We start from the raw sequence: 20,273 nt of genomic DNA, 5'->3' as shown, positions 1-20,273 counted from the left end.
CCACATGCATCCCCCTGAGACGACGGCCGCCGCGCCCACCGACAACTCGATCACCGCGACCGAAGACGAGGCGCGCCCATCGAGCGCCCCTGCGCGCCCGACCACCCCGACCGTCGCCGAACCAGGGCTACGAACCTGGCTACGAACCACCGCCGACTTCGCCCGCAGCCCCGAAGGACATTCGGCGCTGCTCGGATTCTTCGGCGCGCTGATGATCACCTTCGGCGGATTCGGCGCGGGCAGCGTGCGCAAACGCGATCCGCTGCTCGAGGCGATGCATCTGTCGTGGCTGCGGTTCGGGCACGGCTATGTGCTCTCCACCATGGTCATCTGGGTCGGTGTGCTGCTGATGATCACCGCGTGGGTGCGCTTGGGCCGCACCACGATCGGATTCGGCGACCGGCCCGACGCCGGGGTCACGCTGAACGAACTGCGCGCGATCGTCGGCATCTGGATCTTCCCGCTCTTGTTCGCGGTGCCGATGTTCAGCCGCGACGCGTATTCGTATCTGGCTCAGGGCGCGCTGCTGCGCGACGGCTTCGATCCCTACGTTTCCCCGCCGGTCGCCAATCCCGGTGTGCTGCTGGACAATGTGAGCCCGGTCTGGACCACCACCACCGCGCCATACGGTCCGATCTTCCTGCTGCTCGGCAACGCGATCACCGCGATCACCGGCGATAACGTAGTCGCGGGCACCATCGCGCTGCGGCTGGTGATGCTGCCCGGCCTGGCACTGATGATGTGGGCGGTGCCGTACCTGACAAAGCACCTGGGCGGTAAGCCGAACGTGGCACTCTGGCTGGCCGTACTCAATCCGCTGGTGCTGATCCACCTGATCGGCGGTGTGCACAACGAAATGCTGATGGTCGGGCTCATGTGTGCGGGCATCGCACTCGTGCTCGAGCGCCATCATGTGGCGGGCATCGTGGTCGTCGCGATAGGCGTCGCCATCAAGGCGACCGCCGGTGTCGCACTGCCGTTCCTGGTCTGGATCTGGATGCTGCACGAGCGCGAACGCCGAGCGCTACAACGGGCCGCGCAATCACCGGGTGCCACCCAGAGTGTCGAGACCGAGGCCGAACCCGCGCGACCGAGCGCGGAAGTACCGCATCCGGCGCTGATGTTCGCCAAGATCGCCGGACTCGGTTTGAGTGTTTTCGCGGTGGTCTTCGTGGCCGCCTCGGCCATCGCCGGAGTCGGCATCGGCTGGCTGACCGCGCTGTCGGGCTCGAAGAAGATCATCAACTGGCTCTCGCTGCCGACGATCATGGCGCATATGGTCCGCTGGGTGACGCCGTTCCCGATGGATCCGGTGCTCGCGGTGACCCGCGCACTCTGCGCGCTGGCGCTCGTCGCTGTGCTCGCGTGGACTTGGTGGCGGTTCCGGCACAGCGAACGCGAGGCGGTTTTCGGCATCCTGATCGCCTTCGTCGCCATCGTCATCCTCTCGCCCGCCGCGCTGCCCTGGTACTACTCCTGGCCGCTGGCGCTCGCCGCCGGGTTCGCGCTGTCCACCACCACGCTGATGGTGCTGGTCGGGTTGTGTACCTGGTTGATGCTGGTCTTTCAGCCGGACGGTTCGATCGGGCTCTACAGCTTCGGGCACGTCGCCGCCGCGACCTTCGCCGCCGTCGTCGCGGCACTGTCACTGCGACGGGTCGACCCACTGCGATTGCGCGCTACCCCACCGGAGAGCAATCCGGTCGCCGTCACCCGGTCATGACCGAGTTCGCTCATACCGCCCGCGGCGAGGAACTGGCCGCGGCATACCGCGTATGCCGTGCGATCGCCGCCGTGCACGGGCGCACCTACTTCCTGGCCACCCGACTGCTGTCCGCGCCACGAAGACCCGCGGTGCATGCGCTCTACGCCTTCGCGCGCATGGTCGACGACATCGTCGATCACCCCACCTACGACGCCGAACACGGTCCCGCCGGCGAACTCGATCTCGTCGAAAAGCAACTGCGCGTCGCCTTGGAGCAGGCAAAGCCTCCCGTCGACCGGCGCACCCAGGTCCTCGCCGCACTGGCCGACACCATCCAGCGCTACGACATTGCGCCCCAGCACTTCTGGACCTTCCTGGACTCCATGCGAATGGACGTGCCGGGCACCGCGCACTTCCGCGCCCACTACGCCACCATGACCGAACTGCGTGACTACATGCGCGGTTCAGCGGCCGCGATCGGTCTGCAGCTGCTGCCCGTACTCGGCACGGTCGTCCCGGTGGCCGAGGCCGAACCCGCCGCGGCCGGACTCGGCGAGGCCTTCCAGCTCACCAATTTCCTGCGTGATATAGCCGAGGACCTGGACCGTGGCAGGATCTACCTGCCCACCGACGAACTCGCGGCCTTCGGCGTCGACGCCGACCTGCTCGCCCACTGCCACCGGATCGGCCACACCGACCAGCGGGTCCGCCGCGCACTGGCCCACCTGATCGCGATCAACCGCGACCTCTATCGCTTCGCGAACCCTGGCATCGACCTACTCGCCCCCCGGGTGCGCCCCGCCATCCGCACCGCGAGCACGCTCTACGCCGGCATCCTGGATGAAATCGAACACGCCGACTACACGGTCTTCGCCCGCCGCGCCGCAGTCCCCCGCCACCGCCGCCTGCGTGTCGCGGCAATCGAGTTCACCTCTGCTGCCCTACGGCACTGAGACTCGATCGCAACTACGCCACTCACGCTTCCACCGCCGAGCAAGTCTTACGAGCGACCCATTCACGGCCCGTCTGGCGTCCGAGCCGTCGAAGCACATGCGACACCGGCCCGAGTCTCAGCACCCCGTGCACCAGGGGCGCCCCGCCAACACCAACCCCCAACAGAGCGAGTCCTACGAGCGACCGTTCGCGGCCCAGCTCGCATCGGAGCCGTCCAAGCACATGCGCCACAGGCGCGAGTCTCGACCTTCCAGCACACGTGCACGAGGCGCCGAACGCCCCGCCATCACCGACCCCAACTGAGCAAGCCTTACAAGCGGCCCATTCACGGCCCGTCTCACATCCGAGCCGTCGAAGCGCATGCGCCGCAGGCGCGAGTCTCGACGGCTCGGACGCGAGACACCAGGGGGCCGCGAACACGCCGCGGCCACGCGTCCAACAATTCAGAAGGGATCGGCTGCCGCGCGGCGCAACACCTCGCGTGCGAGCGGGCCGTGCAATGCGTCGACGGGCTTACCGGGCAGGCTCTCGTCGTCGGTGAAGATCCACTCCAGGATCTCCTCATCGGTGTACTTGGCGTCTTTCATGACGGTGATCAGGCCCGGCAGCGGTTTCACGATCGCGCCGGTATCGTCAAAGAATCGCTCGGGCACGCCGGCGACGCCATCGCGGCGCACGGCGAGCAACTGGTGGTCGCGCAGCATCTGATGCACCCGGGTCACCACGAGCCCGAGCTTGTCGGCCACCTCGGGTAGCGGGATCACCGCCTCCGACTGGGGAAGAACGTCGTCACTGCAAGGAAATGCACTCACTCGGATAACGGTAGACGCTCCCGCTCCGCGTGACTCGAGACACCCTGGACCGTGCCCCCACGATTCCACAGCGGAGCGAGTCTTTCGAGCAACCCGTTCGCAGCCCGTCTCACCTCCAAGCCAACCAAACGCATGCGCCACAGGCGCGAGTCTCGACCTTCCAGCACGCGTGCACGAGGCGCCGAATGCCCCGCCATCACCGACCACCACGGAGCGAGTCCTACGACCGACCCGTTCGCGGCCCATCCCACCTCCAAACCAACCAAACGCATGCGACACAGGCGCGAGACTCAACCACCCAGCACGCGTGCACCAAGCGCCGGACAACCCGCCACCCCCAACCCCAACGGAGCGAGTCTTACGAGCGACCGTTCGCGGCGCCGCAGGCGCCGCAATCAGACAGAGCCCGCGAACACGCCGCGCCCGCGCGGCCAAAAATCCAGCAATCGACACGGCTACGATCGTGAGCGGGCCGCGCGAGGCGGTCAATCGCTTGTCGCGTCGGAGCGAGGGGTGAGAATTTTGTGAAAGCCGGAGGACATCACTTGATCGGGCAAATCCTGGAGGGGCGCTACCGCATCGATGCGCCGATCGCGCGGGGCGGGATGTCGATGGTCTTCCGAGGCGTGGATACCCGCCTGGACCGTCCGGTCGCCATCAAGGTGATGGATCCCAAGTTCGCCGCCGATCCCCAGTTCCTGTCCCGGTTCGAATTCGAGGCGCGCGCGGTCGCCAAGCTCAAACATCCGTCCCTGGTCGCGGTCTACGACCAGGGTGTGGACGGTGAATATCCGTTCCTGATCATGGAACTGGTCGAGGGCGGTACGCTGCGCGAGCTGCTGCGTGAACGCGGTCCGATGCCGCCGCATGCGGTGCGCGCGGTCGCCGAGCCGGTTTTGGCCGCGATCGGCGTCGCGCATTCGGCGGGCCTGATCCATCGCGATATCAAACCGGAGAATGTGCTGATCTCCGACTCCGGCGAGGTGAAGATCGCCGATTTCGGTCTGGTTCGGGCAGTCGCCGCCGCGAATACCACCTCGGCGAGCGTAATCCTGGGCACCGCCGCCTACCTGTCACCCGAACAGGTGACCGCGGGCACCGCCGATTCCCGCAGCGATGTCTATTCCTTCGGCATCTTGATCTTCGAACTGCTCACCGGCCGAGTCCCGTTCACCGGCGACACTTCGCTATCGGTGGCGTATCAGCGCATCGAGAACGATGTGCCGAGCCCGAGCGAATTCATCGACGGGGTCCCGCCGGAGTTCGACGAGCTGATCGCGCGGGCCACCAATCGCGAACCCGCGCACCGCTTCGCCGATGCCAACGAGATGGCGGCCGAACTGCATTCCATCGGGGTCGCGCTGAATCTGCCGCCTTATCGGGTGCCCGCACCGCAGGAATCGGCCGAACACCTCAGCGCCAGCTACCAGTTCGCCGCTCCTACCCCACAGCAGGCCAGAGCGGCGGCACCGCAGCCGCCGTCCGCGCAGCACACCAAGGTCGTCACCGCGGCGCGGCCGCGGGTGCCCGATTACGGTCCGCCCGACAACTACGGACCGCCGGAAACCTACGGCGATCACTACCCACCATCACATTCGCCGCAGTCGTCCCCCTTCGCGGACGACCGGACCAAATCGCGTCGCACGGTACTGCTCTGGGTCACCATCGTCGCGATTCTTACCCTGCTCGTCGGGATCGGCGGCTGGTGGTTGGGCGTGGGGCGCTACTCCGCCGTCCCGTCGGTCGCCGGGAAGGATCAGGCCAGCGCGATTTCGGCGCTGTCGGACGCCGGTTTCGACACCGAGATCAGACAGAAGACTTCCGACACCATCCCGGTTGGTGGGGTGGTCGGCACCGATCCTTCGGCTGGATCCAAGGTCACCAAGGGTTCGACGGTGGCCGTGCTGATCTCCAGCGGCAAACCCCGCGTCCCGGAGCTCAAAGCGGGCGACGACATTTCAAAGGTCAACCAGCTCATCCGCGATGCCGGACTGCAACCGGTGGACGCGGGTGAAACCGGTAGCACCGCACCCAAGGGCAGCTTCGCGAAGGCGGATCCGGCTCCCGGCACCGTCCTGCCGCTGGCCGCGCAGGTAAAGGTCTACCGCAGCAAGGGATCTCAGCCGGTGAAGATGCCCGATGTGCGCGGCAAGACCACCGAGGAAGCAAATAAGGTGCTCACCGCGGCCGGAATCACGGTGCGCGAGACCAGAACTCAGTACGACCGGAGCATCGAGGCGGATAAGGTCATCGCCACCGAACCGGCCGCGGGCGCCACGATCCAGTCCGGCGACGGCGTCACCTTGATCGTCTCCAATGCCGTGAAAGTGCCCCTGCTGGTCGGTTCGAGCGTCGCCGACGCCCGCTCCAAGCTGCAGGGGCTCGGCTTGGTGGTGGCAGTGCGTCAGCTCACCCCGAACGAGAGCTCCGTGGTGATCGGCCAAGTTCCGGGCGTGGGCTCCAATGTCGAGGCGGGCAGTACCGTCTCACTGACGGCACTGCCCTGACGACAACCGCAGCGCCGCATGTCGCGCGCGGCGCTCCTGTCGAAAGCCTTGGTCAGCGAAGCATTTCGGCGACCAGGAAGGCCAGTTCCAGCGACTGCTGGGTGTTCAGCCGCGGGTCACATGCGGTCTCGTAGCGACCGGACAGATCCAGATCGGAGATGTCCTGTGCGCCGCCGAGGCATTCGGTGACATCCTCACCGGTCAGTTCGATGTGCAGCCCGCCCGGATGGGTGCCCAGTGCGTGGTGCACCTCGAAGAAGCCCTGCACCTCGTCGATGATCCGATCGAAATGCCGCGTCTTATAGCCGGTAGAGGCCTCGTGAGTGTTGCCGTGCATGGGGTCGCACTGCCAGATGACCTGGTGCCCGGTCGCCTGCACCTTCTCGATAATGGGCGGCAGCACGTCGCGCACCTTGGTATTGCCCATGCGCGAGACGATGGTCAACCGGCCCGGCTCGTTATTGGGGTCGAGCCGCTCGACGTACTCCACGGCCTGATCCGGCGTGGTGGTCGGGCCGATCTTCAGGCCGATCGGATTGGCGAGCAGTTCCGCGAAGGCGATATGCGCGCCGTCGAGCTGCCGGGTGCGCTCGCCGATCCAGAGGAAGTGCGCGGATAGGTCGTAGAGCACCGGCTCGCCCGCCGGGTTCTCGCCGAGGCGCAGCATGGCGCGCTCGTAGTCCAGCACCAGCGCCTCGTGGCTGGCGTAGATGCGGGCCGACTGCAGGCTCGGATCATTCACCCGACAGGCGGTCATGAAGGCCAAACCGCGGTCGATCTCCTCGGCCAGCGCCTCATAGCGCGCACCGGCGGGCGATTGGGCAACGAAGTCGCGGTTCCAGTCGTGCACACGGTGCAGATCCGCCATGCCCGCGCTGGTCAGGGCACGTACCAGATTCATGGCCGCGCTGGCGTTGGCGTAGGCGCGAACCAGTCGCGAGGGGTCGTGCTCACGCAGCTTCGCGTCGGCGACCAGCGAGTTCACCATGTCACCGCGGTAGGACTTGAGGCCGAGCGCATCGGTGTCCGCCGAACGCGGCTTGGCGTACTGACCCGCGATGCGCGCGACCTTGACCACCGGCAGACTCGCACCATAGGTCAGCACGACGGCCATCTGTAGCAGGGTGCGGATATTGCCGCGGATATGCGGTTCGGTGTTATCGGCGAAGGTCTCCGCGCAGTCACCGCCCTGCATCAGGAAGGCCTCGCCGCGGGCGACTTCCGCGAGCTGAGCGCGCAACTCCTCCACCTCGGCGGGCACGCAGATCGGTGGCACGCTCTCCAGCACGGTGCGCATCATTGCCGCCTGCTCCGGATCCCACGCCGGCTGCTGTAGCGCAGGACGCGCCAGTGCGTCGTCCAGCCGCCTCCGCAGCTCTGCGGGCAGCGGCGGCAGCTCCGGCAGGCGATCGATGGGTACGTCGACGGTCCAGTTCACTCGTTCAGAATACGGATACCCCAGCATGCGCAGGTACCCGGTATAAGGGGTGGATTCTATCCACCTAGGGTGGATAGCCGGGCACTATCGCCGCACCGTACCGATCTCTGGAGGACAGACCGATCTCGCTTCGATACTTTTATGACTGCGAATTCATCGAGGACGGGTCGACCATCGACCTCGTATCGATCGGTGTGGTCTGCGAAGACGGCCGCGAATACTATGCGGTGTCAACTGAATTCGATCCCGAACGCGCGGGTCCATGGGTACGCAGGTACGTGTTGCCGCAGCTCCCGTCGCCTGCCTCTCCGCTCTGGCGCAGCCGTGAACAGATCCGCAAAGACCTCTACGAATTCCTGGTTCCGCGCCCCAGCGTCACCCCTGAACTGTGGGCCTGGGTGGCCGCCTATGACCATGTCGCGCTGTGCCAGCTCTGGGGATCCATGGTCGACCTGCCCAATGCGCTGCCCCGCTACACCAACGAACTGCGTCAGCACTGGGAGGCCCACGGCCGTCCCGAATTGCCCCCGGTCCCCCCGGACGCCCACGACGCCCTCGCCGACGCCCGCCACAACCTGGCCAAATTCGAGGCCATCGAGGCCGCCCGCCGCCGAGTCTCCCTTTAAAGCGAAAGGCCCCGAGTCGAATTCGACTCGGGGCCTTTGCTTATCGGTCAGTGCGTGGACTTACCGTTGCGACCGTTCGCCTTTTCCTGGACCTTCTGCAATACGGCGAGCTGCTTGTGCTCTTCCGCGTGGTCGTCCTCGAAGGCTTGCTCGATCTCGTGCAACGGATCGGCGCGCAGGAAGCTACCGGTGCCCGGCTTACCGGCCGAACCCAGCTTGTTCATCTTCTTGGGCACCGTCGCACCCTGATACTCCAGCGGGATCGGGTGGCCGTGATCGTCGACCGGGCCGAGCGGCTGATGCACCTCGATGTACTCACCGTGCGGCAGCCGCTTGATCACACCGGTCTCGATGCCGTGCTCGAGCACCGCGCGGTCACTGCGCTGCAGACCGATGCAGAACCGGTAGGCGATGAAGTACGCCGCCGGCGGCACGACCAGCAGGCCGATGCGGCCCATCCAGGTGGTGGCGTTCAACGAGATGTCGAACTTCAGTGCCAGGATGTCGTTGACGCACGACAGGGTCAGCACCACATAGAAACCGATCGACATCGCACCGATCGCCGTGCGCACCGGCACATCGCGCGGGCGCTGCAGCAGGTTGTGGTGCACATCGTCGCCGGTGAGGCGCTTCTCGATCCACGGGTACAGAACCAGCACCGTGAACACCAGCCCCATGATCAGCGCCACCCAGAACACGGCCGGGACCGTGTAGCGACCCAGGTAGAGCTCCCACGGCGGCATCAGACGCGCCAGACCGTCGGTCCACATCATGTAGAAGTCGGGCTGCGAACCGGCCGACACCTGCGAGGGGTTGTACGGACCCATGTTCCAGATCGGGTTGATCTGCAGCACACCGGCCATGATCGCCACGATGCCGAGGGTGAAGGCGAAGAACGCGCCCTGATCCGAGGCGAACACCGGCACGATGCGCGCACCGACGACATTGTTCTCGGTGCGGCCCGGGCCGGGGAACTGCGTGTGCTTCTGGTACCAGACCAGCGCGACGTGCGCGGCGATCAGCGCCAGCATAATGCCGGGGAACAGCAGCACGTGCGCGATGAACAGGCGCGGAATGATGATGTCGCCGGGGAAGTCACCGCCGAAGATCAGCCAGTGCATCCAGGTGCCGACGATCGGGATACTCATCGTGATACCGCCGAACGCGGCCCGCAGACCGGTGCCCGAGAGCAGATCGTCGGGCAGCGAGTAACCGAAGAAGCCCTCGAACATGGCCAGGATCAGCAGCAAGCAGCCGATCACCCAGTTGGCCTCGCGTGGCTTGCGGAACGCACCGGTGAAGAAGATGCGGAACAGGTGCACGATGATCGAGGCCGCGAAAAGCAGTGCGGCCCAGTGGTGCACCTGGCGCACGAACAGACCGCCGCGCACCTCGAAGGAAATGTTCAGCGCCGTCTCGTAGGCCCGCGACATGGTCACACCACGCAGCGGCTGATAGGCGCCGTTGTAGACGACCTCGCCCATCGACGGATCGAAGAACAGGGTCAGATACACACCCGACAGCAGCAGGATGATGAAGCTGTAGAGCGCGATCTCACCGAGCAGGAACGACCAGTGGGTCGGGAAGACCTTGTTGATCGACCGCTTCACGAACGCCGCGGCGCGGTACCGCTCGTCGGCCTCGCTGGCTTGGGTTGCAACCCGACTCATGAACGACGCTCCCAGTAGGCCGGTCCGAGCGGCTCGATGAAGTCGCCCGCAGCGACCAGGTAGCCCTCGGAATTGACGGTGATCGGCAGCTGCGGCAGTGCGCGAGCGGCGGGACCGAAGACCGGCTTACCCCATTCGGTCGCCAGGAACTGCGACTGGTGGCATGGGCACAGGATCTTGTTGGTCTGCTGCTCGAACAGCGACGTCGGGCAACCGAGGTGGGTGCAGATCTTCGAGTAGGCGAAGTAGTCGCCGTAGTTGAAGCTCTCCTGCCCCTTGCGCTTGATGGCCTTCTGCGCGTCTTCGGTGCGCAACCGGATCAGCATCACGGCGTTGCGGATACCGCGCAAGGACTGCAGCGTCGCGTGCTCGTCACCGCGCCACTTCTCCTTCCACGGGAACACCGTCTCCATCGCGCCCGCGTCCAGATCCTCGGGACGCACCAGCATGACGTCCTCGGGGCGACCGGTGTCGCGACGGATGTAGATCGTCTCGCCGGGGAAGTCCGGGGTCCAGCCCGAGACCCACAGCGGCGACTTGTCGCCCTTGGCCCACGGGTTCTTGATCATGCCGCCGACGAAGACCAGCAGCGCACCGATGCCGAGTACGCCGACACCGGCGCCCGCGGTCCGGGTGATCATCTTGCGACGACCCAGGGTCGAGGTGTCCAGCGCGTCCTGCAGCTCGGCAACCAGGGTGCGGCGCTCGACCTCGGGCGAGGGTCCGTCGTGGCGGTCCTGGATGGACAGCTCGGCCGGGATGAACTTCTTGCGGATCAGCACCACCGCGACGCCGATGACCAGCACCGAGATACCGAGGCTGAGGCCGACCAGCGGGGTGAACAGCGAGTAGGCGGTGTGGCCTTCCTCGTCCTTGCCCTTGAACTCCCAAGGCCAGAACAGGTACACGCCGACCAGGACCGCGGCCGCGATACCGGAGACCGCGAACCAGAACGAGACCTGCCGCTCGGCGCGCTTCTCGGCGCGGGTGCCCGGCACGGGGAAGCGCTGGCGCCGGTAGGCGACATCGACGCCGTCACGCTCGGTACCGAGCTTGACCAGCTCGTCGCGCGACATCGCGTCGAGTTCTTCCTCGGTGGGCTCAGCCGGTGTGGTGTTCACCTGCTCGTTCGACGGCTGCGCGCCGTCGTGGCCCTCATCCGGCCGACCCATGTCAGTTGGCTCCTTGTCACTCATGAACGTGATCCGATCCACATAGCGGCACCGACGACGAGCGTGATGCCGACCACCCACATGGCCAGACCCTCGGTCGCGGGACCGAACCCACCGAGATCCCAGCCGCCGGGGCTCTTCTCTTCGGTGGCGTTCTTGACGTAGGCGACGATGTCGCGCTTCTCTTCCGGGCTCAGCTGCCGGTCGGAGAACTTCGGCATGTTCTCGGGGCCGGTGAGCATCGCGGCGTAGATCTGCTGCTCACTGGCGGGCTCCAGCGGCGGCGCGTACTTACCGGAGGACAGCGCGCCGCCACGGCCGGTGAAGTTGTGGCAGGACGCGCAATTCATCCGGAACAGCTCCGAACCACGTGCGATGTCGGGCCCGCGCAGCGATTCCTGCGCGATCTCGCCGTTGGCGTCGCGCACCACGGAGGGACCGCCCCCGTTGGCGGCGATGTACGCGCCGAGGGCGTCGGTCTGGTGGGCATCGAACTTCGGCGGCTTGCGGGTGGCCTGAGCCTGGTTGGCGGCCAGCGGCATGCGCCCCGAGGAGACCTGGAAGTAGACGGCCGCCTCACCGACGCCGATCAGGCTCGGACCGCGGTCGGGCACACCTTGCAGGTTCGCGCCGTGGCAGGTGATGCAGGAGGTCTCGTAGAGCTGCTTGCCGTCGCGGATCAGCGCGGACTGGTCCTCGTTCGCGGTCGCGACCTGCGGGTCCGGCGTGATCGCGGTGGCGAGGAATCCGGCTCCGACGAGGCCCACCAGCAGCGCGAGCCCACCCGCGATGCGACGCCGCATGCGGCGCTGCTTGCGGATCTTGCTGGCCTCGCCGTTCCCGGGGCTGGCGGGCTCTGGCGCGGACGGGGGAGATGAACTCATCTGTGTCCCTTTGGAGTAGACGGAACCGACTTGTGCAAAAGATTCGAGGTACTGGCCCGACTCAGCGGACGAAGTAGATCGTGGCGAACAGCCCGATCCAGACGATGTCGACGAAGTGCCAGTAGTAGGAGACGACGATCGCGGCGGTGGCCTGTGCCGGGGTGAACTTACTGACCTTGGTGCGGACCAGCAGGAAGACGAAGGCGATCAGACCGCCGATGACGTGCAGACCGTGGAACCCGGTGGTGATGTAGAACACCGAGCCGTAGGCACTGCTCGAGATCGAGGTGCCCTCCTTGACCAGGTTGGTGTACTCGTAGCCCTGACCGGCCACGAACAACGCACCCATGATCAGGGTGACCACGTACCAGCGGCGCAGGCCGAACACATCGCCCTTCTCAGCCGCGAACACACCCATCTGGCAGGTGAACGACGAGGCGACCAGCACGGTGGTGACCGGCACGGCAAGCTTCAGGTTCAGCTCGGTCGGTTCCGGCGGCCAGTTGCCGTGGGCCTGGGCGCGCGCGACGAAATACATCGCGAAGAGCCCGGCAAAGAACATCAGCTCGCTAGAGAGCCAGATGATGGTACCGACGCTCACCATGTTGGGCCGGTTCAGCGAATGCACACGCTGAGTAATGGCCGATCCTGGGGTCCCTACTGCGGTCGTCACGGGGGTAAGTATGACTCGTCGTAGTACGACACAAGTACCCGGGTGCGAAACTTGTCCTCCCGTGTCGGAAAACGCACGGACAGAGAGCGTTTGATAGCCGCGCCGTACCGCGGCGTGTCGGCGGCCGTCGTGGTGCCTCGCCGTCGAGACTCACGACGGCGTCGCATGCGCTTCGACGGCTCGGCCGCGAGACGGGCCGCCGACGGTCGCTCGTAAGACTCGCTCCGTTGTGGTGATGTAGGGGTGTGAAGGGCGCGGGACACGATTACAGCGTCGAATAGTGGCAGACGCGGGTAAGGAAAAGCTGAGATCAGGAGGCGGATGTGACGCGGTGGTGGCAACGACTGTTCGGCGCGATCGAACCCGAACCGCTCGATCCGACCCGTTCCGATCTAGTAGTCGTCGCGGAGTGCTTCGATGACTCCGAGGCGTGTTCGACAACACTCTCACGCGCCTCGGCTCTCAAAGCCGACGAGCCCGCACTGCTGCGCCATCACTTGCGTATTCCGCCTGACCGGATCGACGACGTATGTGCGGTTGCCGCCCAAGAGGGCTACGCTGCCGCCCCACGCAGCCAAGGTCCATACGAGCTGGAATCGCTTATTCTGCAACGGGTTCAACTACTCGATGCACTCCACTGTTCGCAGGAACGGAACAGGATGGTCGGTCTCGCCCAGCGTCACGACGGCGTCGTGGACGGCTGGGACGCCCTGCAACCCGGTTCCGCGACCACACAGCGGTAATAACGTCTCGACCACTACGCTCTATCGCGACAGACTGGTGCGCGAACCAGTGGTGACAGGAGAAGTGGACATGCGCAGCTGGCCCCAAGTGCTCGGGACCCTTGCCGACGGTGGCGATCTGGCAGCGGAGGACACGACCTGGGTGATCGACGAGATCTTCACCGACAATGCGACGCAGGCGCAGATCGCCGCCTTCGGCGTCGCGATGAAGATCAAGGGCCCGACTCCTACCGAGTTGTCCGGCATGGCCGCGGGCATGCTCGGCCACGCCCGCCTGGTGCACGTCGACGGCGATGCGGTCGACATCGTCGGGACCGGCGGTGACCGGTCCGGTTCGGTGAATATCTCGACGATGTCCTCGATCGTGGTGGCCTCCGCCGGTGTTCCGGTGGTCAAGCACGGCAATCGCGCGGCCTCCTCGAAGAGCGGCGGCGCCGATGTGCTGGAGGCATTGGGCGTGAAGCTGGCTCTCGGCCCCAATGCCGTCGCTCGCTGCGTGCGCGAGGTCGGCATCGGTTTCTGCTTCGCTCCCCTGTTCCACCCCGCATTGCGCTTCGCCGGTCCGGCCCGCAAGGAGATCGGCATCCCCACCGTTTTCAATGTGCTCGGCCCGCTCACCAACCCCGCCCAACCGCGAGCCGGGCTGGTCGGCTGCGCGTTTGCCGATCTGCTTCCGGTGATCGCGGGGGTCTTCGCCGAGCGCGGCGCCAACGCGCTCGTGGTGCGCGGCAATGACGGCTTGGACGAGATCACCACTTCCGACACCACCGACGCATGGGTGGTGTCGGGCGGGAAACTGCGGGAGACCACCATCGATCCGACCCGCCTCGGCATCGCGCGCGTCGAGCTGAACGCATTGCGCGGCGGCGACGCGGAGGTCAATGCGGGTGTCGCGCGCAGCGTATTCGCGGGCACCTCGGGCCCGGTGCGCGATGCGGTACTGCTCAATTCCGCCGCCGCCATCGTCGCCTACGACCTGTCCCAGGGTGTCGGCGATCCGGATGCCGATATCCACGACGCTATCGCCGCGGGCATCGATCGCGCGGCCGAAGCCATCGACACCGGCAAATCCGCGGCCCTGCTCGAGCGCTGGGCCAAGCTCACCAACACCCTCGGCGACAACTGACCCCCGCGTCGGGAACCATGCGCCGCATATCGGTAGACCCCTTGTGGCGGTAAAGGTGACAGTGACGCGGCATCCGGCGTCGCCCCGTTTCGCGTCGGGCCTACGCAGCCCGGCTCGATTCCTGAGGAGCACACGATGAAGCGAGGCGTTTACGCCTCGGGCGCTGCCCGAACCTGCTCCGGCTCCTCCATCCTCATTCGCTGAGTGCGGCTCACTCGCCGAGAGAGAAGCCCGCCTCGACGTCGGCGCGCGAATAGGACTTGAAGGCGATGTGTGTGGTGGTGCGGGCGACGCCGGGGGTCTTGTCGATCCGGCCGGTCACCACCTCGGCGATCTCCTCGTGGTCGCGCACCCGCACGATCGCGATCAGATCGACATCGCCCGCGCAGGAATAGACCTCGGTGACGCCCTGGGTGTCGGCCACCGCCTGCGCGGTCTCCGGAATGCGGGCGTTCTCGGCCTGGATCATCACGATCGCGGTAATCATGGCTGTCAGCCTAGGCGGTCACCGTGCTTGTACTCCGCGAGTTCGGCCTCCGGCCCGTGGCGACGGTCCCGTGCCGCCGCGGCGGCGAGATCCGCCCAACCTGCCCAGCGTCCGGCGCCGCGGATCGGTTCGCCGTATCCCTCACTCGTGCGCACGATCCGCACTCCCGGCCGTCCCAACCATCGCGTCACCAGACCGACCTCCTCCGGCGAGGCACCACGCAATGGCGGCACCGGATCCGGCAGCACGGTCTCCGATGCCGCGACGATGCGTTCGATCACCGGCATCGGCGGCACACCCCGTGCCGAGGTTCCGGCCCCCGCCAGCCGTCCATAGCGGATCACCGCGTACTCCCAACCGCCCGCACCGTCCGGATGCGCCGCGATCAGTTCGGCGATCCGCGCCACCGCGGCGAGTCGTTGGGTGCGGTGCAGTGCCCGCACCACCGCGCCGGTCCGGTCGCGCAGTCTGGCGGCCGCCTCGAAATGCTGGGCCTGCGAATGGGTTTCGATGCGGTCGAGCATGGCCCGCAGCGCCGCGTCGGAGTGGCCCGCGATCAGCGCCCGAACGGCCGCGGCAGCGGGTTCGTATTGCTCCCTATGTATAGGAGTGCCATCAATGGCCGCCGGGCAGCCGCCGACCACGGCGGGCGGACAGTCGTGGCGACCGTCGCGTGGCAGTCGCGTTGTGCAGGTGCGCAGGCCGCTGTGCTCCGCGATGGTTACCGCGATGTCGTTCGCGTCCATCCGAGAAGGGAAGGGTCCCAACGCATCCGCGGTCGGTGTGCGGGCGATCGCGAACCGCGGAAACGGTTCCTCGGTCAGCGTTATCCACCAACCGCGCTTCGGGAATTTCGAGCGCCGGTTATAGGGCGGAGTGTGCGCGACGATCAGTCGCAACTCGCGCACCCCGGCCTCGAGGCCGTGCGCGCACACCACATGGTCGACCCGGACGGCAAGGGAGACCATCTCTTTCATCCTGCCGCGGGTCTCGGATCCGGTGAAGTAATTGCGCACGCGGCGACGCAGATTCACAGCCGTCCCTATATAGAGGACTTCATCGGAGGGTCCGCGGAAGAGATAGACGCCGGGACTCGACGGCAGATCATTGGCCAGCACCCGCTTGGCGCGTTGGCGCGGTGTGACATTCGGCAGATAGTCGAGTAGTTCGGTCAGGCTGTGCACGCCGAGATTGCCGACCCGTCCGATGAGGGCATGCAGCACGTCCACGGTCGCCCTGGCATCGTCGAGGGCGCGGTGGTTCGGCTGGGTGCTCGCACCGAGCAACGGCGCGAGCACACCGAGCCGGACCGAGGGCGCTTCGTCGCGGGCGAGTACGCGCCGCGCCAGCTTCACCGTGCACACCACCGGCCCGCTCGGCCATGGCGTATCCATGCGGGCGGCGGCGGCGCGCAGGAAGGCCATATCGAAGCGGGCGTTGTGCGCGACCAGCACAGCGCCCTTGGCGAATTCGAGAAAACCCGGCAGCACCGCCTCGATCCGGGGGGCCTCGTAGACCATCGCGGTGGTGATCCCGGTGATCTGCACGATCGCGGGCGGGATGGCCCGTCCCGGATTCACCAGGGTCGCGAACTCCCCCAGCACCTCACCGCCGCGCACCTTCACCGCACCGATCTCGGTGATCGCGTCCCCTTCGGGGCTGGTGCCTGTCGTTTCCAGGTCGACGACCACGAAAGTGGTGTCGTATAGCGGCGTCTCGAGCTCGTCGAAGGCCAACTGCAGTGCGGCGGCCTGGCGCGGCGTCGGATCGGGCACGGCGTGCAGCGTAGGGCCTCGGTACGACAGGAACCGTCGGGAAAGCCACCTCGGATTTCACCAGAGAAATGTCCGAATTACACGGCGAGGATTTCGCCTTGATTCCCACGAAATGATCTAGAACACCGAAAAGTGGCGCACATCACATTATTGTCCAAATTGCATCAATAGAGCGGACACGCCCGGCAGCCCGGCCCAGCCCCCTTCGGCGTGCTGCGCAGGGCGCCAACGAGAAGACCGTTCGGTCTGAGCCGCCCGACTGAGCACGTGCCGAGATACCTTCACTACCTGGGAAAACTCCGAGAAACGCAGCGTCTGGGACACGCCGACCTCGGTCGCCCGACAGCCCGGCGACAGTGCCGCCATCCTTGGGAAATCACGCGTCGTTATCGTTTCGTGATTGGTGTGACTCAAGTCGCACATATTCGGCGGCAAATTTGTTGAGCATCGCCATTTCGGATGTCTCCGACTTTACAAAACACCGTGATGTGTTCGTAACCTTTTCGAGACCTCACGGAGTTCGGCGCACCACCCAACGGTGCTTCGACACGCAGTCCGCTGCACCACCGGGTGCGGCGTCGTGGGGCAGATTGGAAGGACCGCATCATGGCGACCAACACCGTCAAGCGACATGCCAAGCGTGCCGTCGCGGCCGGAGCCGTCGGAGCTGCCTCGCTCGGCGTCTTCCTTTTGCCCGCCGCGCCTGCCTCGGCCCAGCCGGTCACCATCCCCGGCGTCGGCACCTTCGACGTGCCCAACGAGATCCCGATCCCGCAGGGCATCCCGGGCATCGAGGTGCCCAACGCGCCGCTGCCGTTCATGGCGCCCAAGAAGACCCTTGGCGATATCGCACTCGACGCCGCGATGAGCAAGATCGGCGCGCCGTACGTCTACGGCGCCGCCGGCCCGAACGCGTTCGACTGCTCAGGTCTGGTCAAGTGGTCCTACCAGCAGGCCGGACTGGAGCTGCCGCGCACCAGCGGTGAGCAGCTGAACGCGGGCACCCCGGTCTCGCTCGACGACCTGCAGCCGGGCGATCTGGTGTCGTTCTACGGCGGCAGCCACTCCGGCTTGTACGCCGGTGACGGCAACGTCGTCCACGCTTCCACCTCGGGCACCCCGGTGAAGCTCGCATCGATCTCCTCCATGCCCGTCGCCGGCGCGCGCCGCTTCTGAGCAGATTCCCCGCCCGGCCGTACGAAGCGGCCGGGCGTCGAGACGGCATGAGTGATCGTTTTGTGGCCCACTGGACACAGACCTACGCCGTTCCGTAACCTAATCGAGACCTTCCCGGGTTGCGAAGTTTCCCGCAGGGGTTCTGCAGCTTACGGAGGCGACGAGATCGCTCCACGAGAGAAACGGGGCTTGGCGCGCTGTGACAGCACATCACCGGAGACATCGCAGGAAACGTCTGGTGGGAGGGGTATTAGCGACCGCGGTCCTGGCCGCCGCACTCTCCAGTGGTAGTCCAGCCGGAGCCGATCCGGCCGCCATCCCGACCACAGCCAGCGAGGCCGTACAGCGAATGATCGACCTGTCTCGTGAATCCGAGCAGCTCAATCAACAGGCACTCGAAGCACAGGCCGACCTCGATACCAAACTCGGCGTGCTGCACGATGCCGACGCAAAACTCGCCGCGGCCACGCAGACCGCCGATGCCGCCCGCGAGGAAGTCCGCAAGTTCCAGCCGATCATCGATCGCACCGTGATCGCCGCCTATCAGGGTGCGCGCACGAGCCGCCTCTCCGCTGTGCTGCTGAGCGATTCACCGCAGCGTCTGCTGGACCAGATGTCCACCATCGACGTGATCTCGGCCAAGAACTCCGAGCAGCTCACTCTCTACAAGCAGGCCACCGCCACCGCGACCGAGACGGAAAAGGCCGCACGTGCCGCCGCCGATATCGCCCGCGCGGCCTCCGATAAGGCCGACCAGGTGCGCGCCGACCTCGAGCGCAAGCGGGCAGGTCTGTCCGGATCCATCGCGCAGGTGGTCGAGGCGTGGGGACAGTTGTCCACCAAGGACAAATCGGCATTGGCCGGATCGCCCTTCCCGCCCGGTTTCGATACCGACACCCTGCTGCGTGGGCTGGTGCCAGGCAGCGGCACCAGCGCATTGGCCGCCGGACTCACCCGCATCGGCGACCCGTATGTCTGGGGCGCGACCGGACCCCATCAGTTCGACTGCTCCGGCCTGGTGCAGTGGGCCTTCAAACAGGTCGGCAAGGATGTGCCGCGAACCAGTTCGCAGCAGGCCACCTACGGCACCCCAGTGGACAAGGCGGATCTGCAACCCGGTGACGTCGTGTTCTTCTACTCCGATATCTCCCATGTCGGTATCTACGCGGGCAATGGATTGATGCTGCACGCCTCGACATTCGGGGTTCCGGTAGCCGTTGCGCCCATGGGGTCGACGCCGTATCACTCGGCTCGGCGATACTGATCAGCTATGAGTAGCTTTCGGCGGGCTCGCACCTGGTTGTTCGTGCGGCGCCGCTTCCAGTTCGTCGCCACCGTCGCGATGGTGACCATACTGACCGGCACCTGCGGTGCACTGCTGCTGATGCCGAATTCGGTACTGCCGAAACTGCGTGCTGCCCAGCCCACTTCGATCGGCAGCCTGCGCGCCGCCGATGACGATCCGCGGCTGGCCGCGGTGCGACGGACACTCGAACCCTTCGGACAGCTGGTAACGGAGCAGGTGCCGACCGGGAACGGCCAGGAGTCCCTGGTCGTCGGTCATCCGGCGCAGCAGGCCGAAATCCATACGCTCGCAGGTGAACTCGCGGCCGCCACCACGGTCGTCACCGGAGTATGGAGTCCGGGCTGGGCCCAGTCCGCGATGGTGGTCGTCGCATCGAATCCGTCGGAGTTCGCCGCGCTGGTGCGCTCCGGCGCGAGCATGCCCGCCGATGTCGCCGCCGCCTCGGTCGCCGACCCGTTCGTACCGGGCACACAGCCGACCGGCCAGCGCGTCGTCTTCAGCTCCGATGCCGGACGCCGCCTCGACGCCGACGGTCTGCGCACCCTGCTGCGCCATGAACTCACTCATATCGCCACCCGAGCCCAGACCGTCGACGGCGCTCCGCAGTGGATGCTCGAGGGCTTCGCCGAATTCGTGGCCCACCTCGGCACTGGGCATCATTTCGCCGATATCGCGCCGACGGTCGCCACCCGCATTCGCGCCGGAGATATCCCGCGCGATCTCCCGTCGGATGCCGACTTCGCGGGCAGCGGTGCCGTCCTCGCCTATGAGCAGGCCTGGTCGGTCTGCGCGTTCGTCGCCGACAAGTTCGACCAGCCCCGCCTGGTCGAGCTCTACCGACGCATTGCCGCAGGCAAACAGGATCCCGCGAGCGAGGACCGCATCATGCGCAATGTCCTCGGCACCAGCCGCGGCGAGTTGATCGCCGATTGGCGCGCCTGGTTGTCGGCCCGCGCCACTTGAGCCCAGCATCGACGCCTCCCCGACCACGGCGGAGCCAGTCTTACGAGCGACGAGCTCACGCCCCGTCTCGCATCCGAGCCGTCCAAGCACATGCGCCACATGCGCGAGACTCGACCATCCAGTACCCGTGCACCAGGTGCCGAACACCCCCGCCCTCACCAACCCCAACGGAGCGAGTCTTACGAGCGAGGAGTTCGCGGCCCGTCTCGCGTCCGAGCCGTCGAAGCGCATGCGACGAAGTCGCGAGTCTCGACGG

17 protein-coding genes are annotated in these 20,273 nt (G+C 66.4%); 9 read left to right on the top strand and 8 right to left on the bottom strand.

Going from position 1 to position 20,273, the window contains the following annotated elements; genetic code table 11:
- Positions 1–4: 4 nt before the first annotated feature.
- Together ACIBG0_RS37615 and ACIBG0_RS37610 are read left to right on the top strand one after the other, a co-directional pair.
- Positions 5–1,723 carry an alpha-(1->6)-mannopyranosyltransferase A gene (locus tag ACIBG0_RS37615; protein WP_397039635.1) on the top strand — a complete coding sequence of 573 codons (1,719 nt, stop codon included), beginning with the start codon at positions 5–7 and terminating at the stop codon, positions 1,721–1,723.
- Entirely contained in the window at positions 1,720–2,658 is a 939-nt protein-coding gene (locus ACIBG0_RS37610) for a phytoene/squalene synthase family protein (protein WP_397039633.1), read from the top strand. The genes ACIBG0_RS37615 and ACIBG0_RS37610 overlap by 4 nt, the downstream gene beginning before the upstream one ends.
- Before the next feature lie 444 nt (positions 2,659–3,102).
- On the opposite strand, the gene ACIBG0_RS37605 is transcribed toward ACIBG0_RS37610, so the two are convergent.
- Positions 3,103–3,471 (bottom strand): Rv2175c family DNA-binding protein, encoded by a 369-nt coding sequence (locus ACIBG0_RS37605; protein ID WP_397039631.1) that lies wholly within the window; start codon positions 3,469–3,471, stop codon positions 3,103–3,105.
- Between the two features lie 545 nt (positions 3,472–4,016).
- Here ACIBG0_RS37605 and pknB point away from each other — a divergent pair.
- Positions 4,017–5,978: a Stk1 family PASTA domain-containing Ser/Thr kinase gene (pknB, locus tag ACIBG0_RS37600; protein WP_397039628.1), complete on the top strand. Its 1,962-nt coding sequence runs from the start codon at positions 4,017–4,019 to the stop codon at positions 5,976–5,978.
- 52 nt (positions 5,979–6,030) lie between these two features.
- On the opposite strand, the gene ACIBG0_RS37595 is transcribed toward pknB, so the two are convergent.
- A complete protein-coding gene (locus tag ACIBG0_RS37595; protein WP_397039626.1) occupies positions 6,031–7,416 on the bottom strand; it encodes a class II 3-deoxy-7-phosphoheptulonate synthase in 1,386 nt (461 codons plus the stop codon).
- A 122-nt stretch (positions 7,417–7,538) separates the two neighbouring features.
- Between ACIBG0_RS37595 and ACIBG0_RS37590 the strand changes: the two genes are divergently transcribed.
- Positions 7,539–8,042 carry a polyadenylate-specific 3'-exoribonuclease AS gene (locus ACIBG0_RS37590; RefSeq protein WP_397039728.1) on the top strand — a complete coding sequence of 168 codons (504 nt, stop codon included), beginning with the start codon at positions 7,539–7,541 and terminating at the stop codon, positions 8,040–8,042.
- Positions 8,043–8,089: 47 nt separating this feature from the next.
- On the opposite strand, the gene ACIBG0_RS37585 is transcribed toward ACIBG0_RS37590, so the two are convergent.
- The 4 genes from ACIBG0_RS37585 to ACIBG0_RS37570 all read right to left on the bottom strand — a co-directional run bounded on the left by ACIBG0_RS37585 (position 8,090) and on the right by ACIBG0_RS37570 (position 12,441).
- Positions 8,090–9,712 (bottom strand): cytochrome bc complex cytochrome b subunit, encoded by a 1,623-nt coding sequence (locus ACIBG0_RS37585; protein ID WP_397039623.1) that lies wholly within the window; start codon positions 9,710–9,712, stop codon positions 8,090–8,092.
- Positions 9,709–10,884, bottom strand: a complete 1,176-nt coding sequence (locus ACIBG0_RS37580; protein ID WP_397039725.1) for a ubiquinol-cytochrome c reductase iron-sulfur subunit — start codon at positions 10,882–10,884, stop codon at positions 9,709–9,711. The genes ACIBG0_RS37585 and ACIBG0_RS37580 overlap by 4 nt, the downstream gene beginning before the upstream one ends.
- A gap of 20 nt (positions 10,885–10,904) precedes the next feature.
- Positions 10,905–11,768, bottom strand: coding sequence for a c-type cytochrome (locus ACIBG0_RS37575; protein ID WP_397039622.1), 864 nt, complete (start codon positions 11,766–11,768; stop codon positions 10,905–10,907).
- Positions 11,769–11,829: 61 nt separating this feature from the next.
- Complete coding sequence (locus ACIBG0_RS37570) at positions 11,830–12,441, bottom strand: heme-copper oxidase subunit III (RefSeq protein WP_040688563.1); 612 nt, start codon at positions 12,439–12,441, stop codon at positions 11,830–11,832.
- Between the two features lie 323 nt (positions 12,442–12,764).
- Here ACIBG0_RS37570 and ACIBG0_RS37565 point away from each other — a divergent pair, with 323 nt between their 5' ends.
- The gene (locus ACIBG0_RS37565) at positions 12,765–13,184 is read left to right on the top strand and encodes a hypothetical protein (RefSeq protein ID WP_397039619.1); all 420 of its coding nucleotides are present in this window, start codon (positions 12,765–12,767) and stop codon (positions 13,182–13,184) included.
- Positions 13,185–13,254: 70 nt separating this feature from the next.
- A complete protein-coding gene (gene trpD, locus ACIBG0_RS37560; protein WP_397039617.1) occupies positions 13,255–14,310 on the top strand; it encodes an anthranilate phosphoribosyltransferase in 1,056 nt (351 codons plus the stop codon).
- Positions 14,311–14,521: 211 nt separating this feature from the next.
- Here the strand turns inward: trpD and ACIBG0_RS37555 are convergent, their stop codons facing one another.
- Positions 14,522–14,797, bottom strand: a complete 276-nt coding sequence (locus ACIBG0_RS37555; protein WP_364353340.1) for an Lrp/AsnC ligand binding domain-containing protein — start codon at positions 14,795–14,797, stop codon at positions 14,522–14,524.
- A 5-nt stretch (positions 14,798–14,802) separates the two neighbouring features.
- Complete coding sequence (locus ACIBG0_RS37550; protein ID WP_397039615.1) at positions 14,803–16,572, bottom strand: DEDD exonuclease domain-containing protein; 1,770 nt, start codon at positions 16,570–16,572, stop codon at positions 14,803–14,805.
- Positions 16,573–17,178: 606 nt separating this feature from the next.
- Between ACIBG0_RS37550 and ACIBG0_RS37545 the strand changes: the two genes are divergently transcribed.
- From ACIBG0_RS37545 to ACIBG0_RS37535, 3 genes are all read left to right on the top strand, one after another.
- The gene (locus ACIBG0_RS37545) at positions 17,179–17,748 is read left to right on the top strand and encodes a C40 family peptidase (RefSeq protein WP_397039614.1); all 570 of its coding nucleotides are present in this window, start codon (positions 17,179–17,181) and stop codon (positions 17,746–17,748) included.
- Between the two features lie 238 nt (positions 17,749–17,986).
- On the top strand, positions 17,987–19,012 hold the full coding sequence (locus ACIBG0_RS37540) for an NlpC/P60 family protein (RefSeq protein ID WP_397039611.1): 1,026 nt from the start codon (positions 17,987–17,989) through the stop codon (positions 19,010–19,012).
- 6 nt (positions 19,013–19,018) lie between these two features.
- On the top strand, positions 19,019–20,017 hold the full coding sequence (locus tag ACIBG0_RS37535) for a hypothetical protein (protein WP_397039609.1): 999 nt from the start codon (positions 19,019–19,021) through the stop codon (positions 20,015–20,017).
- Positions 20,018–20,273: the final 256 nt, after the last annotated feature.

The organism is Nocardia sp. NPDC050630 (assembly GCF_044457245.1).
Lineage (GTDB): Bacteria > Actinomycetota > Actinomycetes > Mycobacteriales > Mycobacteriaceae > Nocardia.
Note: the sequence above shows the minus strand (reverse complement) of the source record. Positions and strands in the feature narration are given on the sequence as shown.

What these genes read in the sequence shown, in the direction of transcription:
- ACIBG0_RS37535 (WP_397039609.1), top strand. Translation starts at nt 19,019, where the DNA reads ATGAGTAGCTTTCGGCGGGCTCGCACCTGGTTGTTCGTGCGGCGCCGC.
- trpD (WP_397039617.1), top strand. Translation starts at nt 13,255, where the DNA reads ATGCGCAGCTGGCCCCAAGTGCTCGGGACCCTTGCCGACGGTGGCGAT.
- ACIBG0_RS37575 (WP_397039622.1), bottom strand. Translation starts at nt 11,768, where the DNA reads ATGAGTTCATCTCCCCCGTCCGCGCCAGAGCCCGCCAGCCCCGGGAAC.
- ACIBG0_RS37580 (WP_397039725.1), bottom strand. Translation starts at nt 10,884, where the DNA reads ATGGGTCGGCCGGATGAGGGCCACGACGGCGCGCAGCCGTCGAACGAG.
- ACIBG0_RS37610 (WP_397039633.1), top strand. Translation starts at nt 1,720, where the DNA reads ATGACCGAGTTCGCTCATACCGCCCGCGGCGAGGAACTGGCCGCGGCA.
- ACIBG0_RS37545 (WP_397039614.1), top strand. Translation starts at nt 17,179, where the DNA reads ATGGCGACCAACACCGTCAAGCGACATGCCAAGCGTGCCGTCGCGGCC.
- ACIBG0_RS37585 (WP_397039623.1), bottom strand. Translation starts at nt 9,712, where the DNA reads ATGAGTCGGGTTGCAACCCAAGCCAGCGAGGCCGACGAGCGGTACCGC.
- ACIBG0_RS37615 (WP_397039635.1), top strand. Translation starts at nt 5, where the DNA reads ATGCATCCCCCTGAGACGACGGCCGCCGCGCCCACCGACAACTCGATC.
- ACIBG0_RS37555 (WP_364353340.1), bottom strand. Translation starts at nt 14,797, where the DNA reads ATGATTACCGCGATCGTGATGATCCAGGCCGAGAACGCCCGCATTCCG.